The 16,076-nt window shown below is 37.0% G+C and carries 12 protein-coding genes and 1 tRNA gene; 9 read left to right on the top strand and 4 right to left on the bottom strand.

Annotation, left to right across the window (positions count from 1 at the left end):
- The first annotated feature begins 62 nt into the window (after positions 1–62).
- From U0R11_RS08295 to U0R11_RS08275, 5 genes are all read left to right on the top strand, one after another.
- A complete protein-coding gene (locus tag U0R11_RS08295; RefSeq protein ID WP_406751241.1) occupies positions 63–1,835 on the top strand; it encodes an AMP-dependent synthetase/ligase in 1,773 nt (590 codons plus the stop codon).
- Between the two features lie 130 nt (positions 1,836–1,965).
- Entirely contained in the window at positions 1,966–3,042 is a 1,077-nt protein-coding gene (gmd, locus tag U0R11_RS08290) for a GDP-mannose 4,6-dehydratase (RefSeq protein ID WP_406751240.1), read from the top strand.
- A gap of 3 nt (positions 3,043–3,045) precedes the next feature.
- A complete protein-coding gene (locus U0R11_RS08285; protein ID WP_406751239.1) occupies positions 3,046–4,299 on the top strand; it encodes a nucleotide sugar dehydrogenase in 1,254 nt (417 codons plus the stop codon).
- A 9-nt stretch (positions 4,300–4,308) separates the two neighbouring features.
- A complete protein-coding gene (locus U0R11_RS08280; protein ID WP_406751238.1) occupies positions 4,309–4,794 on the top strand; it encodes a UpxY family transcription antiterminator in 486 nt (161 codons plus the stop codon).
- A 103-nt stretch (positions 4,795–4,897) separates the two neighbouring features.
- Positions 4,898–6,307, top strand: a complete 1,410-nt coding sequence (locus U0R11_RS08275; protein ID WP_406751237.1) for a capsule assembly Wzi family protein — start codon at positions 4,898–4,900, stop codon at positions 6,305–6,307.
- Between the two features lies 1 nt (position 6,308).
- On the opposite strand, the gene U0R11_RS08270 is transcribed toward U0R11_RS08275, so the two are convergent.
- Entirely contained in the window at positions 6,309–7,544 is a 1,236-nt protein-coding gene (locus tag U0R11_RS08270; RefSeq protein WP_406751236.1) for a nucleoside recognition domain-containing protein, read from the bottom strand.
- Positions 7,545–7,616: 72 nt separating this feature from the next.
- Between U0R11_RS08270 and U0R11_RS08265 the strand changes: the two genes are divergently transcribed.
- From U0R11_RS08265 to U0R11_RS08250, 4 genes are all read left to right on the top strand, one after another.
- The gene (locus U0R11_RS08265) at positions 7,617–8,306 is read left to right on the top strand and encodes a M15 family metallopeptidase (RefSeq protein WP_406751235.1); all 690 of its coding nucleotides are present in this window, start codon (positions 7,617–7,619) and stop codon (positions 8,304–8,306) included.
- A gap of 94 nt (positions 8,307–8,400) precedes the next feature.
- A complete protein-coding gene (locus U0R11_RS08260; RefSeq protein WP_406751234.1) occupies positions 8,401–9,867 on the top strand; it encodes a TolC family protein in 1,467 nt (488 codons plus the stop codon).
- A 20-nt stretch (positions 9,868–9,887) separates the two neighbouring features.
- Positions 9,888–11,279 carry an efflux RND transporter periplasmic adaptor subunit gene (locus tag U0R11_RS08255; protein WP_406751233.1) on the top strand — a complete coding sequence of 464 codons (1,392 nt, stop codon included), beginning with the start codon at positions 9,888–9,890 and terminating at the stop codon, positions 11,277–11,279.
- 85 nt (positions 11,280–11,364) lie between these two features.
- Positions 11,365–11,438, top strand: a tRNA-Asn gene (locus U0R11_RS08250).
- A 407-nt stretch (positions 11,439–11,845) separates the two neighbouring features.
- Here the strand turns inward: U0R11_RS08250 and U0R11_RS08245 are convergent.
- From U0R11_RS08245 to U0R11_RS08235, 3 genes are all read right to left on the bottom strand, one after another.
- Positions 11,846–12,406, bottom strand: a complete 561-nt coding sequence (locus U0R11_RS08245; RefSeq protein WP_130895635.1) for a DUF2911 domain-containing protein — start codon at positions 12,404–12,406, stop codon at positions 11,846–11,848.
- A 65-nt stretch (positions 12,407–12,471) separates the two neighbouring features.
- Positions 12,472–14,727, bottom strand: coding sequence for a multicopper oxidase family protein (locus U0R11_RS08240; protein ID WP_406751232.1), 2,256 nt, complete (start codon positions 14,725–14,727; stop codon positions 12,472–12,474).
- A 41-nt stretch (positions 14,728–14,768) separates the two neighbouring features.
- Positions 14,769–15,629: a DUF3347 domain-containing protein gene (locus U0R11_RS08235; RefSeq protein WP_269006890.1), complete on the bottom strand. Its 861-nt coding sequence runs from the start codon at positions 15,627–15,629 to the stop codon at positions 14,769–14,771.
- Positions 15,630–16,076 lie beyond the last annotated feature (447 nt).

Here is a 16,076-nt window from a genome sequence, read left to right as displayed (position 1 = left end):
AATTCTCACATTTTGTTTTTAGATTTGGCTAACTTAGATTTGTTTAAACTAGAACCATTTTTATGAAACATGCTTCATTAACACGAGTATTTGATTTACTAGACGTTTATAAAAATTTCCATAAGTCTGATTTATTTAACAAAAAAGAAGATGGATACTGGAAAAATTATTCAAATACAGATACTTTAGAAACAATAGAACAACTCGCATTAGGTTTACTAAGTTTGGGAGTTAAGCCAGGTGATAAAATTGCTATCATTTCTACCAACAGACCAGAATGGAATTTCGTTGATTTTGCGGTTCAAGTACTTGGTGCGGTGACAGTCCCCCTATATCCCACCATTACTGTTGAAGATTATGCTTTCATTTTTGAGGATTCAGGAGTGGAATTCATTTTTGCAGAAAATGAAGAACTATACTTTAAAGCCAAAGAAGCAGCTAAAGCAAATACCAAGATTAAATCCATTTATACTTTTGAGCCCATAGCTGGAGCCAACTTATGGACAGAAGTAAAGGAATTGGGTCAAGGAAAAGATGCTAGTGTCTTAGAGCCCATTAAGGCATCTATTCAAGCCCATGATTTACTTACTTTAATTTATACGTCCGGAACAACAGGCAGACCTAAAGGTGTCATGTTGACACATCATAATATCATAAGTAATGTGAAGGCTTTGGACCGTGGAGATTTTTTTCAAATCAATTCACGAGATAAAGTTTTGAGTTTTCTGCCTATGTGCCATATTTATGAGCGCACAAATATTTATTTGTATGTTTTTTATGGAGTATCCATTTATTATGCAGAAAATTTAGATACGGTGGCTGAAAATATCAAAGAAGTAAAACCTGCGATGTTTGCTACCGTTCCTCGTCTTTTGGAAAAAGTATATGATAAAGTCTTGGCTAAAGGAAATGAGTTAACAGGGATTAAGAGGAAGTTATTTTTTGCTGCCATTGACTTTGGCTTAAAATACGATCCTATGGAAAAATTAGGATTTTTGGACGGTATTAAATTGTCCATATTTAGGAAATTGATATTCAGTAAATGGCAGGAAGCACTGGGAGGAAACATTCGTGCCATTACTTCGGGGTCTGCAGCACTTCAGCCTCGCTTAAGCCGAATTTTTTGGGCAGCGGGTATTCCTATTGCCGAAGGATATGGTTTAACAGAGACTTCTCCTGTGATTTCTGTTTCCAAAATTTCACCTCCTGATTTTAAAGTAGGCTGTGTAGGAACCTTATTGGATTGTGTCCAATTGAAAATTGCGGAAGATGGTGAAATATGTGTTAAAGGAGATTCCGTTATGCCAGGTTATTACAATAATCCAACAGCTACAGCTGAGGCAATTGACCCTGAGGGGTGGTTTCATACAGGAGATATTGGAGAATTGGTGGATGGGAAATATTTGAAAATCACAGATCGAAAAAAAGAGATTTTTAAAACCTCTGGCGGCAAATACGTAGCTCCTCAATTGGTTGAAAATAAACTAAAGGAATCGACGTTTATCGAACAATGCATGGTGGTGGGAGAAGGGCAAAAATTTCCTTCGGCACTCATCATACCTGAATTTAATGCACTTCAAGTTTGGTGTAAACAACAGGATCTTGCACTTAGTACGCCCGAAGAGATGATTGCACATCCTAAAGTAATCGAAAAAATGAATGAGGAGGTTTTAATGACCATGGCTTCCGTGGCTCGATACGAACAAGTCAAGAAATTTGTCTTATTACCTAGATTATTCACAATTTCTGATGGGGAATTAACACCTACCTTGAAATTAAAACGCAAGGTAATTGTATCGAGATATGAAAAACTGATTCTAGGACTTTATGATTAGAATCGATATTTCCCAGATTCCTATGAATAAATAAGCCATAGCACACGGAAATTTTAGTAATTTTATGTGTTAAAGGTTTTTAGAAAGGAACTTGGGGTCCTTTCTTTTTTAATTATTGAATCAAACTTATATGTCGCAAGCACAAAAAGTGGCTTTAATAACGGGCATCACAGGACAGGATGGCGCGTATTTGGCAGAGCTTTTATTAGGAAAGGGTTATCGTGTTCATGGAATAAAGCGAAGAAGCTCCATGATTAATACACAAAGGATCGATCACCTTTACCAAGATCCTCATGTGAACTCCTCTAATTTTCATTTACATTATGGAGATTTGAGCGATTCCACCAATATCATTCGAATCATTCAAGAAGTACAACCCGATGAGATTTATAATTTAGGAGCAATGTCACACGTAAAGGTGTCATTTGATGAACCTGAATACACAGCTCAAGTAGATGGATTAGGCACTTTGCGCATATTGGAAGCGGTTCGATTATTAGGATTGACGCAGAAAACAAAGATTTATCAGGCATCCACATCGGAACTTTATGGTTTGGTCCAAGAAGTTCCACAATCTGAAAAAACGCCATTTTATCCTCGTTCTCCCTATGCCGTAGCTAAAATTTATGGATATTGGATTACGGTGAATTATCGGGAAGCGTATCAAATGTTTGCCGTAAATGGTATTTTATTTAACCATGAATCTCCTTTACGAGGAGAAACTTTTGTTACACGTAAGATAACTCGAGGGGTATCTCAAATAGCCCTAGGTCAACAAGACAAAATCTATTTAGGAAATTTAGATGCTAAACGAGATTGGGGTCATGCGAAAGATTATGTAGAAGCCATGTGGTTGATTTTGCAACAAGAGCAACCAGAAGACTTTGTGATAGCAACAGGAATAACGACTTCCGTTCGCGATTTTGTGATCATGGCATTTAACGAAGTGGGAATAGAATTGGAGTTTAAGGGGACTGGAATTGAAGAAGTGGCTTTAGTAAAAGCTTGCCATCATCCATTATATCAAGTTGAACTAGGAAAAGAGGTGCTTGCTATTGACCCACGGTATTTTAGGCCTACCGAAGTAGAGTTATTAATAGGAGATCCTACGAAAGCCCAAACAAAATTAGGTTGGAAATTAAAATATGATTTGCCAGCATTGGTTAAAGATATGATGAGTTCTGATATTCAATTGTTTTCTAAATAATCGATGAATCAAAGCATTGCCATTATTGGATTAGGATACGTAGGCTTCCCTCTTGCAGTTGAGTTTGGGAAATTATATCCAACGCTTGGTTTTGATATAGATTTAGAGCGAATAAACGAATTACAAAGAGGAATAGATAGAACTCATGAGGTGTCAGAAGGACAATTACAATCTTCTACCCAATTGACCTTTTCGTCTCTTGAAAGTGATTTATCCAATTACCAAATATTTATTGTTACGGTCCCAACACCTATCGACCATTTTAAAAAACCAGACTTGAGTCCTTTAATTAAGGCTTCTGAAATGATAGGTCGCCATCTTAAAAAAGGGGACATTGTCATATATGAATCAACAGTTTATCCCGGCTGTACAGAAGAGGATTGTGTTCCCGTTTTGGAAAAATATTCTGGTTTAACATTCAATAAAGACTTTTATTGTGGATATTCTCCAGAGCGCATAAATCCGGGAGATAAGATTAATACACTGACAAAAATTAAGAAGGTAACATCTGGCTCTACACCAGAAATAGCTAATCAAGTAGATGCATTATACCGTTCTATTATTATAGCTGGTACGCATAAAGCGTCATCCATTAAAGTAGCCGAGGCAAGTAAAGCGATAGAAAATGCACAGAGAGATGTCAATATTTCTTTTGTCAATGAGCTAGCTTTGATATTTGATAAAATGGGAATTGATACAACAGAAGTATTAGAAGCTGCCGGAACAAAATGGAATTTCTTAAATTTTAAACCCGGGTTAGTTGGGGGTCATTGCATAGGAGTGGATCCTTATTATTTGTTACACAAATCGGAGAGTTTGGGATATTATCCACAAGTAATTTTATCAGGAAGAAGGGTAAATGATAACATGGGAATTTTTGTGGCGAATAAATTAGTCAAATTATTAATTCGTAAAGGACACAAGATTGAAGGAGCAAAAACCTTAATGCTAGGAATTACATTTAAGGAAAATTGTCCAGATATTAGAAATTCGAGAGTGGTTGATATATACCGTGAATTGACAGATTTTGGGATGGACGTGGATGTATTTGATCCATGGGCTAATGCTGAAGAGGTAAAGAATGAACACGGAATTAACCTTGTTTCAACTTTGTCCGATAATTACCAGGCAATAGTATTAACGGTAGCCCATGATGAGTTTTTAAGTTTAGATTATAGTAAACTCAAGGCGCCTTCGGGAATATTATTTGATATTAAAGCGGTATTAGATCGTGCTTTAGTGGATGCTCGTTTATAATTAGTTAACATGACTATGGCCTGGTATGCTTTATATACAAAATCACGTGTTGAGAAGAAAGTCGCTTTGCGACTGAAAGAACAGGGGATTACGTGTTATTGTCCATTGACTAAAAAACAGAAGCAGTGGTCTGATCGAAAAAAATGGGTAGAAGAACCTTTATTTAAGTCGTATATATTTGTCGATATAGATCTAGCCTTGCAAAGTAGTCAGGTCCGTCAAGTAAATGGGGTAGTCAATTTTGTGTATTGGTTACACAAACCTGCTGTCATTCAAGATTCCGAAATTGTATCTATTCAACATTTTTTATCAGAGCATTCCGAAGTGGAAGCATTGGGAAATTTGGTCAATATTGGAGATTTTGTAACCTTGGATTCAGGCGCATTGGCAGGTCAAAAAGCAGAGGTTGTTGGGTTTAAAAATAAGCACGAAGTCCGACTTAGAATAGAAAGTCTTGGATTTGAACTTGTCGCTTACATAAATCAAAGTCAGTAATTTCAAATTTTCAACTATCTTTGAATTGATGAGTCAAATGAGCCATATGAATCAATTAAAACGGATGATTGTAAAGAAAGGTTTTGTAATCATTTGTTTTTTCATGTGTTCAAATTCTCTTTGGGCTCAACGAGAAATCAAGTCTGATTTTTCTATTGGCATGGGAGGGACAGTAGGAGGCGTGTATAATCCTCTTTGGTTACGTGCTAACCAGTATGGTCTTGTCCCTGCTTCTGGATCTTATGGTTTTGCTGGTATTTCTCATCATGTGGATTATCGTCCTAAGAAACAGGCTGATTGGGCCTATGGTTTCTCTTCTCAAGTGAATTTAGGTGAAAATAAAGCAGATGTATTTTTCCCTGAAATGTATGTGAAAGGAAAATTAGGGATTTTTGAATTGCTTGCTGGCCGACAGAAACAAATACAAGGATTAGTAGATTCAACACTTAGTTCGGGATCTTATATTTGGTCGGGGAATGCTTTGCCCATACCCAAAGTAGAATTACAAGTGAAAGAATATTGGTCACCGGGGTTTCTTAAAGGAGTATTGGCATTCAAAGGAAACTATTCACATGGCTGGTTTGAAAATTCAAGAGAAGATGTAAGGGATTTTTATTTACATCAAAAATCTTTTTATGGTCGATTTGGAAAGCCAACTTGGCCAGTAAAATTTTATGCCGGTTTTAACCATCAAGTACAGTGGGGAGGGAAATTAAAATATGCAGATCCATATAATGTATCTGGGAAAAATGGTATCGTTCCTTCTGATTTTAGAACATATGTCTCGGTTGTAACGGGTCGATCGAATGCCGTTAAAGGAGATACAGCAACCTATGGTTATAATGATGGCTTTAACCGTTCTGGAAACCATTTGGGTACGGTGGATATTGGGATGGAAGTGGAGTTAAATCAAGCAAAAATCTTCTTTTATCGACAAAGTATTTATGAAGATGGATCTTTGTATTACGGAAACAATATTACAGATGGTCTTCATGGAATTGCTATAACCCGAAAAGCAGATCAAGGGCTCATTAAATTGGTTTTTGAATATTTAAATACCACTTCACAAGGAGGTAAAGAATTTAATGATGCTAGCAACTTAAGGGGATTTGATAATTACTTGAATAATGGAGTTTATCAAAATGGTTGGACCTATTTTGGTAAAGGAATAGGTTCGCCCTTATTGACACTAGATTCTGAGTCAGACTTGAATCCTACCAATCAGATTTATTTTGATAATAATCGTGTAGAAGCTTTTTATGCTGCTGGGGAATTTGCTTTTGGGGAAAATAAAATTCAAATAAGAGCCAGTTTATCCAATGCTATTGGCTGGTTTGGAAATGAATACATTCCCGTAAAAAAGCAGTACTCTGGAGGTATTTTATGGTATGCACCCATTCATATAACTGGATTTCCTGAAGCGATATTAAAAGCCAATCTAGGGATAGAAAAAGGAAACTTAACTCAGCCAACTTTGGGAGGAAATATTGCTATTAGTTTTCCCTTGGATTAATCTATCCAAAGAATAAATAACTTACAAATATCGCAGTAATAATTCCAGCTAAATCAGCTGTTAATCCTGCCCAAAGTGTGTATCGGATATTTTTAACTTGAACGGAGCCAAAATACAAGGCAATCACATACAGAATTGTTTCGGCCGAACCTTGGAATACACAAGCTAGTCTTCCTACAAAAGAATCAGCACCAAAAGTCTTCATGGTATCAATCATCATGGCTCTTGAACCACTACCACTTACAGGATGTAATAAGGCTGTAGGCATAGCATCTATAAATCGAGTATCTAAGCCAGATTGATTTACCATCCATTTCATTCCTTCTACGATGAAATCTAAGGTACCAGAATTACGCAAACAGCTGATAGCTACCAGCATACCCACTAAATAAGGTATAATTTTTACGGACGTTTCAAATCCTCCTTTGGCACCTTCTACAAAAGTGGAAAAAATGTCGATTTTCTTCCAAAAAGCCGCTACGATAAAACTGAGGATTAGTGTGAACAATAAGCCATTACTAAAAATTTTAGATTGAATTTCAATTTGCTCTTTGCTTAATGAACTGAAATAGGCTAAAATTCCGCCAAAGAATAGTGTAAGCCCAACAATCCAAGCGAATAGCACGGGCTCCAATAAATTTATTTTTTGTTTAAAAGCAACAAACATTAATCCCACTAATGTAGCGGCATAAGTGGCCATTAAACAGGGAATAAAGACATCTGAAGCGTCTTGTGCCCCATAGATGGCTCTTTGTGCCATAATGCTCAATGGGATTAATACAGGACCTGCGCTATGTAGGGTAAGAAACATGATTTGTGCATTAGACGCGGTTTCTTTCGTTGGATTGATATCTTGTAAACCCTGCATTGCTTTCAATCCGAATGGCGTAGCAGCATTGTCTAAACCCAATAAATTGGCCGAAAAGTTCATGATCATTTGTCCATGAACGGGATGGTCGGCAGGTATTTCCGGAAATAAGCGAGTAAAAAAGGGCCTGATTCGTTTGGCTAGAAACTGTATGGCCCCAGCTTTCTCTCCTATTTGTAAAATTCCCATGAAGAATGTCATGACTCCAGCCAGCGGTAGAGCGATTTTCATAACAGCCATTTCTGCGGAATCAAACATTCCGTCTACGAGTATTTTAAATATTTCGGCATTTCCAAAAAACAAAAATTGAATTATTGCCACCACAAAGGCTATTCCAAAAAACAGAAACCAAATCCAATTTAATGCCATAAAGTAAGGTTTGCAGAAAGCGAGCTCTGCCTATTTAAAATTTGGCTAAATTTAGGGAATTTCTTGATTTTTATGACCTATTCTTTTTCCTTCCTATTGGTATTTATCCTTAGTTTGACGCTACATCCGCTGATAGCGCAGCAAAAGCCATGTTTGTTCGAGGAAAATATGCGTCGTCAAGGATTGGTGGAAGTACAATCTGAGATAAAACAAGTATTGGTCCAATTGAAATATGCGACCATAGACAATTTCATGCATCAAAATGTGTATGGCTGCTTAACAAAAGCATTTTTGCAAAAAGAAACAGTCAAAAAACTAGCTCAAGCGCAATCATTCTTGGAAAAAGAAAAGCCGGGCTTCCATTTGTTGATTTATGATGCCGCTAGGCCTTTATCTAAACAATGGGACCTTTGGAATGCGCTACCTCAATATCCACCCAACATTCGCAGAAACTATGTGGCATCGCCACAAGAACATTCGATACACAATTATGGAAGTGCGGTGGATTTGACGATAGCCGATGAGCAAGGGAATGCATTGGATATGGGAACACCTTTTGATTACTTTGGGAAAGAGGCCTACCCGAAAGCAGAAAAGGAGTTGTTGGCGAAGGGAATTCTAAGTAAGGGAGTATACCAGAACAGATTATTACTTCGGAAAGTGATGCAAAAAGCGGGTTTTATTCCGATCGAATATGAATGGTGGCATTTCAATGCTTTTTCTCGGGCAGAAGCCAAGAAAAAATTTCAAGTAGTTCAATAAGTGGGATTTATCCTTTTGGCTTGCCGTTTATCCAAAATGTCCCCATCTCCCCATCTAAAAATAGTAACATTGTGTCAAATACTTTTCATTAGCTATGTATCGGAAATCATTCCCAACAACTGTATACCTTTTTGCTTTGCTTTTTACCATTGGATTTTCATCCCTGGGACAAACCGCAATTCAAGGAAATGGTACCTTAGTGAAGCTTAAGTTAAATCAAGCTGTCGAGATTGCATTACAACATAATTTGAATGTTAAATCATATCAAATTAGCATGCAAAATGCAGAGCTTCTGTTTCAACAAGCGAAATACAACCAATTGCCTTCTTTATCTGGAAACATCAACCAGTCGGCAAGTTTTGGACGTAGTATTAACCCATATACCAATGGATATGATTCAAGGAATATCAATTATAATAACTTAGGTCTAAATGCCAATGTATTATTATTCAACGGAGGACAGCTTAAAAATAATATTTTACAAACAGAATTTACCTTAAAGGCAACCCAAGAAGATTTGCAGTCCATTCGGGAGAATATTTCTTTGCAAGTGGTGCTTTCTTATTTGTCTATTTTAAATGCAGAAGATCAATTAGCGATCTCTAAAACGCAAACGGATATCACGAAATTACAAATTGAAAGAACGCAGAAATTAGTCAATGCGGGTTCCGTAGCAATTTCCACCTTGCTAGATTTAAAAGCTCAATTAGCCAATGAGGAATCCAATGTAGTAAGTTTTCAAAGTGCATTAGATATTAACAAGTTGACATTGTTGCAACTATTGAATGATTCAGCTATTAGTCAATTTGAATTGGAGCGTATTCAAGTTCCTGTTCCTAACTCGTCTGCTTATGAGCTTAGCATTGCTGATATATATGCCAAAGCGGTGGATGCCCAGCCTTTGGTTCGTGCAGCAGATTTTCGGGTTCAGGGAGCTGCGAAAAGCGTAGATGTAGCCAAAGCCTTTCGTTTGCCAACCTTAAGTTTAAGCGGTAGCTGGTCAGCAAATCAATCCAATGCCTTAAAATCGGTACAGGTTTTGGGTACTCAAGAAGTTACTTTAGGTAATGTAAATGTTGGCGGGACAAACTATCCTCTTACTACTACCCAACCAAGATATGGAGAAGGTTCTACCGTTGGATATTTTGATCAATTAAATAATACTCAAAATAAAGTCATTTCCTTGAATTTGAGTATCCCAATATTTACAAGATACCAGAATAGAACTCGAGTATCTCAAGCGAACTTACAAAAGGTCAATTCCGAGATAGAGGCGAATAAAGCCCGTTTGACATTACGTCAAAATATCGAGCAAGCTTATGTTAATATGCTGAATTCAGCAAAGAAATACGAAGCTGGGGTTACTCAAGTATCGGCATTAGAAGAGTCTTTTAGAGCTTCTGAAAGTAAGTTTAGTGCAGGTACAATTGATTTCGTGAGTTATAATTTACAAAAAACAAACTTGGATAAAGCCAAGCTTACTCTAGTACAATCGAAATACGATTTTGTATTTAGAACAAAGATTTTGGACTATTATCAAGGTAAAAATTTAACATTTTAATTTTCAATAATTTTAAAGAGATGGCAAAGAACAATAGCAAGCGGACTTGGTTGTTTATCGGAGGAGGAGTAGCGGTGATATTTATAGGTTTATTTATTGCTAAGCAGCAAGGATGGATTGGTAAAGTGGATCCGACGGTGGTAGAATTTGGTAAAGCAAAAAGAGAATCCATTGTAGAAAAAGTATCAGCATCAGGTAAAATACAACCTGAGGTAGAAGTTAAAGTTTCGCCCGATGTTTCAGGAGAGATTGTTGCTTTGAATATAGCCGAAGGGGATTCTGTGGTAGCAGGACAAGTATTATTGAAAATTCGTCCAGATAACTATGTATCCTTATTGGCTCGTGCGGAGGCACAGTTGAATGCCATGAAAGCTAGCATGGAACAAAGTAAGGCAGTTTTGGCGCAGAGTGAAGCCCGCTTGAGCAAATCGAAGATTGATTATGACCGTAATTTAAAATTGCACAACGACAAGGTTATTTCAGATGCCGATTTTGACCAGTTCCAGTCGGCCTACATGGTAGCTAAACAAGATCTTGAGTCGGCTAAAGCCAATGTGAAGGCATCGAGCTTTAATGTGAAGAGTTCAGAGGCGGCTTTGAAAGAAGCTACAACGAACTTAACGAAGACGACTATTTATGCCCCGCAGAGTGGTATTATTTCTAAGTTGAATGTTGAATTGGGAGAGCGTGTCGTTGGAACATCTCAAATGGCAGGTACAGAAATGTTACGAATTGCTAATTTGAATAACATGGAAGTGCGCGTAAATGTGAATGAAAATGACATTACTCGGGTTAGCTTAGGAGATACGGTAATTATTGATGTGGATGCTTTTACGTCATCGGAGCGCAAGTTTAAAGGGGTTGTTTATGAAATAGCTAGTTCTGCGAATCAGTCGGGTACAGCTACATCAGTGACTACAGATGCGGTAACGGAATTTGAGGTAAAAATTCGCGTATTGAGAGAGTCATATCGTGATTTGATTAAAGGTAAATTATCATATCCATTAAAGCCCGGTATGACGGCCTCGGTAGAGATTTTAACGAATCGTAAGGATAATATTTTGACGGTTCCATTATCGGCAGTAACCACACGTGAATTAGGAGGAAATGTAGCTCAAAAAGACGGCAAAGAGGCCCCAGAAGGTGCTGCAGAGCCAGCGAAGGAGGAATCTGCTCAACAGACCAAAAAGCGTAAGGAGAAGATTAAAGAGGTCGTGTTTATTAGTGAAAAAGGAAAAGCGAAAATGGTTGAAGTGAAGACAGGTATTTCTGATTTTGATAATATTGAGATTATTTCTGGATTAAAAGAAGGACAGGAGATTATTTCGGGTCCATATGCTACGGTAGCTAAGAATTTGAAAGAGGGAGAATTGGTGAAAAAGAAGGATGCCAAAGCAGAGGAAAAGAAATAATGTAAGATTTTAAGAAAAAAATAGGTGGCCTTATTGCATATATGCATAATGACACCTATTTTTGCAGTCCCAAAAGGATACAAATTCCTTCTTAGCTCAGTTGGTTAGAGCACATGACTGTTAATCATGGGGTCCCTGGTTCGAGCCCAGGAGAGGGAGCAAACAAGAAAGTCATCAGAAATGGTGACTTTTTTCGTTTAAACTCTATCTCTATTTCCTTTATTCATCGATTTTCTTGGTTCAAGCCCAGTAGAGGGCTTAGTGTTTTTTGACTATTTTAGTTGAGAGTTATACCTGTGGTTTTCAAATTGTGCCAAGAATGTGCCAAGAGTTGGTTTTAGTCAATCCGGTTTCAACTTTTTAAAGAGAGAAATCATCTTGTAAATTGGAGGAAGTAAATGTCGCTTTCCAATGATAAAAATTAATGATTTATCCCGCAAATCTCCTAATAGATGAATTTTGGATTAGTTAATCAGCCATAGCCCTTGGGTGCTTTCTGACCAAGACTATTCATAGCAATACGGGTTAAATTAGTTGATTTCGCTCATTTCTTCCCCCAAAATCATTTACTTATTTTTAAACGGAAACTCAACGCTCAAATACTCCCAGCTCAATTTTATTTTGCCTTCGTTAGCATTGGTCGGCATTACTTCATACGTAAGGGCTTCAACTAATTTATCGCTTTTGAAGGGTTTTACCTTAATTCGGATGATGTCATTTTCTTCTTTATAATCGTCCGATAAGTGCATATCCCACGTTTTACTCAAAATCAAAGTCCACGTTTCTCTATCAGGAATAGTAAAAAATCCATATTTACCTTTTGTAATAACTTTACCTTCAACCATTATATCATGACCAAAATCTATCCAAGTAGCTTTGTGAGCTCCCGATGACCATACTTGATTGAAGGCAACTAAACCATTCCAAATATTCCGCCCTCTCACACTCGGTGAACCGTATTCTATATGTACATGATTTGTGCCTACCATTGCCATTGCCGTCATTTTTGGACTTTTGGGCTTGACTGCTGTTTGACTGGTATCGACTTTGGGTTGATGGTTTTGGTGTTGGGCAAAAACGCCAATAGGTAATGTCAACAAGAGGTTTAAAACAATGTTTTTTTTCATGATTTTGTTTTTTATTGAAGTTAAATTATCATTTTGAATTCTCTCAATAGACAATTAAAAAGTTTTTAGTAAGAAAAAGTTATTCCAGCACCCAATCCCATATCACTATCATAATGTGATGTAATGCCCATGTTTTTGTTTACGATGTAACGAAAACCTGCCATGTATTCCTTATCGGTGTTAAGCATAAAACTCACTCTAAGTCGTTTGGTAATAGGCATATCTTCTCTCATAAGTTGAAAACGAATATTTCCATCCTGATAGATTTCAGCTTGTCCAACAATGAGTAATGGCAACGTGTAATTTACGCCGACTGTAACAAGACTTCTTAGGTCCTTACTATTTGATTGCCCAAATAGATTTGTTTCCTGTTCATCTATTCCAAACTTTCTATAACGCCAATCAAAGCCAATAAATGGCATTAACCACTGCATTTTCCCAACATATCTACCAATATGTGTTTCTACCTCATATCCGTGAAAATCATGATGGCCCAATCGCCATTCTGAACCAATGCTCCACCTCGTATTTTGTAACATGGCCATTCCATCATTACCGTTGGTTGCAAAATCATTCTCAGCCATAAAATGAAACTTGCGGTCGTCTGCAAACAGTTTCCGTTGCGCTAGTTTTGGATTAGGAATCAATGGATTGGGCATCTGATTTTCATAACTTAATACCCTACCCATTCCGCTCATCATATGGTACAAAATATGACAATGGAAAAACCAATCACCTTCAACATTGGCGTTAAATTCTAATGTATCCGTCTCCATCGGCATAACATCCACAATGTTTTTTAAAGGAGCATTTTGTCCTTGACCGTTAAGTAACCTAAAATCATGCCCATGTAGGTGCATCGGATGGCGCATCATGGAACCATTGTAGAGAATAATTCTAACATTTTCTCCTTTTTTGATAAGGATTTTATCGGCTTCTGAAACGACCCTATTGTCTAAACTCCAAACATATCGATTCATATTACCGGAGAGTTTAAAGTACAATTCTTTTACTGGAGCATCCTTGGGCAATGCTGTTATGCTAGGGGACTTCAGCATGGCATAATTCAGGGTAACAATGTCTCCCAGTGCATTGGCATTATAACGATTGGGGTCATTGTCATCTTGTTTTGGCTTAGCATCGCCAGTTATTTCAGGATACATCACCACATTCATATCCATTTGATTTAAACTCATGGCCATACCCATATCATCCAATTCGCCATTCATCTTCATCATGTCATTCATCATCTTCATCCCTTCAAAATACTTTAATCGGGGTAAAGGTGATTTCAACTGTTTAATTCCATTTCCAATATAAATGGATGCTGAATTAGTCCGGTCTTCAGTCGTTGCTAAGAATTCATAGGCAGTCTTATCTGCTGGAATAGTAACAATAATATCATAGGTTTCTGAAACCGCAATAATTAATCTATCAACTTCAACCGGTTCCACATCGTTCCCATCATTTGCTACTACTGTAATTTTACCCCCGGCATAAGTCAGCCAAAAATAGGATGATGCACCCCCATTTGAAATTCTTAGTCTGACCTTGTCTCCACCTTTCAACTCATTTCCTGAGATACTTTTAAGCTCAGAACTTGGTTTACCATTCATGAATATTTTTTCATAATAGACATCGCTAACATCCATCGCTAACATCCGCTTCCATTCACTTAGCAACTTAGTTTTAAAATGACCTGCTGATATTGCTTCCCCATAACTTTGAACGGAGTTTTTTCTCAATGCGGGATAATCATTGGCATTATGAAGCATCCTGTGAATATTCTCGGGTTTGAGATTGGTCCACTCACTCAGTACAATAGGAAGCGTTGGTAAGTCATCGATTCCTTTCCTAAAAGAGTCGTCGTTCGGTCTTTTTAACATGACAAAATTCCCATACATTCCTATTTGTTCCTGCAACCCTGAGTGTGAGTGATACCAGTGGGTACCATTTTGAATGATTGGGAAACGATAGATATGGGTTGTATTTGGCCGAATGGGCATTTGTGTAAGGTTGGGAACCCCATCTTCTTTATTGGGTAAAAATAGCCCGTGCCAATGTAAAGAGGTTTCCTCCTTAAGTAGGTTATGAACGTGTATTTCAGCCGTATCACCTTCGGTAAATGTTAAGGTTGGCATTGGTATTTGACCATTAACTGCAATCGCTCTTTTTTCTTTGCCAGCAAAATGCACTAAAGTGTCTTTTACGTAAAGGTCATAGCGAACAACTTTTTGGGCGAAAACAGTTGTTGAAAAAAGCACAAAAACTGTAATTAAAGTATTCGTTTTAAAAAAAACGATTAAAGAGTTTAATTTCATGTTACATTGACTAAGAGCCATATTTTTAATAAAGTGGCTCATTAATTTATTGTTTCAACAGTTTTACCACATCCCAACATTTTAGAACCATAATAGGGGTTTTTAACGATATTCTCCTTACTCAACCAATTTGCACCTTTTCCTTTATTAGCCATTGGACAAAATTGATAATATGTTGGTGTCTCTTGTTTTGAGACTTTCATCACCGAATACATGTTTTTAGATAGAGATGTAAAGTGGTCTCTTTGATGGCTGGCATCTTTGGTCTCCGAAATATGTTCCGCATCAAAAATCAAATCTTTCATCACTTTCATCCATTCTACATGTTCTTCTTTCGTTAAATTTTCCATTTTAACTGCGTTTATAGAATTTAACAGCAAAACAGCTTTGGTGGCTGCCAAGCTACCATCCGTTTTTACCAAAGCATCTTTCACTGCAAAATAAGAATCGAAGACCTCTTTTAGTTGCACTCCTTGTGTTTTTGTTACTAAAATTGGCATGACAACTTTTTCTTCCACATCAAGACTTACAGCTTTTAATTCTTCAACTTTTGCAACAACTTTTCCTGTCCGTTCATATTGGCAACAAATTTCAAGTTTAGCATAAACATTGTCAGGAGCGAGAAATTTGTCGCTATCATAACCTGCCAAACCAATTCGTTTTAGAATTTCATCCTGATTTGTTTTCTTTTCATCATAGGTTAGGAAGGCCATTTTTGTATCCTTATTCCATTCCACCTGAACAATATCCTTTACATTGGCCGCCGATTCGATGGTCTTTTTACAGATAGAACAATTTCCATAAATGTGAACAGTTTCTACCTTGGCATTTTTAATTTCTGCAAAACATGTCGAGATGGATAGCAATAATGTTATTGCCATCAATAATTTTATTGATTTCATTTTTTAATAATTTTACGTAAAAAACAATTGATTTTTAAAGCAATACTTTGCTTCCGATAAGACAGACCAATGGCTGTCAAGGTAATAAATTAACCTATATTGGGGGGTGTCCAAATGTAACCAAAACCTGATGAATGGTAAGTTTGGTTATAAAACGATTTTACTGAATTGCGAGCTGTGAATGTATTGATATTAAATTTTACTAAAAAATCAGGTATTACCAATGTGGAGAAAGGTGATGGGCAACTGCACGTAGAATTATCACAATTCCCTCCACAACTGTTCCCTTCATTTTGTCCGGTCATTTTGTGTTTTCCGCAACAATTATCTTTATTAGATTTCTCAGGTTTTTCTTTCAAACAACATGATTTTTCTTCTTTAGTGTGCTTTGTTCCACATGCATAGGATTTTACGGGTGTCGTAAGACAGCCAAGAATTGTAATTATG

This window comes from Aquirufa salirivi, assembly GCF_045310485.1.
Classification (GTDB): domain Bacteria; phylum Bacteroidota; class Bacteroidia; order Cytophagales; family Spirosomataceae; genus Aquirufa; species Aquirufa salirivi.
The sequence above is the reverse complement of the archived record's forward strand: the minus strand, read 5'-3'. Positions and strand labels throughout refer to the sequence as shown.

Excerpts from the sequence above, each read along its gene's own strand:
- U0R11_RS08295 (WP_406751241.1), top strand. The coding sequence starts at position 63 with ATGAAACATGCTTCATTAACACGAGTATTTGATTTACTAGACGTTTAT.
- gmd (WP_406751240.1), top strand. The coding sequence starts at position 1,966 with ATGTCGCAAGCACAAAAAGTGGCTTTAATAACGGGCATCACAGGACAG.
- U0R11_RS08285 (WP_406751239.1), top strand. The coding sequence starts at position 3,046 with ATGAATCAAAGCATTGCCATTATTGGATTAGGATACGTAGGCTTCCCT.
- U0R11_RS08280 (WP_406751238.1), top strand. The coding sequence starts at position 4,309 with ATGACTATGGCCTGGTATGCTTTATATACAAAATCACGTGTTGAGAAG.
- U0R11_RS08275 (WP_406751237.1), top strand. The coding sequence starts at position 4,898 with ATGTGTTCAAATTCTCTTTGGGCTCAACGAGAAATCAAGTCTGATTTT.
- U0R11_RS08270 (WP_406751236.1), bottom strand. The coding sequence starts at position 7,544 with ATGGCATTAAATTGGATTTGGTTTCTGTTTTTTGGAATAGCCTTTGTG.
- U0R11_RS08265 (WP_406751235.1), top strand. The coding sequence starts at position 7,617 with ATGACCTATTCTTTTTCCTTCCTATTGGTATTTATCCTTAGTTTGACG.
- U0R11_RS08260 (WP_406751234.1), top strand. The coding sequence starts at position 8,401 with ATGTATCGGAAATCATTCCCAACAACTGTATACCTTTTTGCTTTGCTT.
- U0R11_RS08255 (WP_406751233.1), top strand. The coding sequence starts at position 9,888 with ATGGCAAAGAACAATAGCAAGCGGACTTGGTTGTTTATCGGAGGAGGA.
- U0R11_RS08245 (WP_130895635.1), bottom strand. The coding sequence starts at position 12,406 with ATGAAAAAAAACATTGTTTTAAACCTCTTGTTGACATTACCTATTGGC.
- U0R11_RS08240 (WP_406751232.1), bottom strand. The coding sequence starts at position 14,727 with ATGAAATTAAACTCTTTAATCGTTTTTTTTAAAACGAATACTTTAATT.
- U0R11_RS08235 (WP_269006890.1), bottom strand. The coding sequence starts at position 15,629 with ATGAAATCAATAAAATTATTGATGGCAATAACATTATTGCTATCCATC.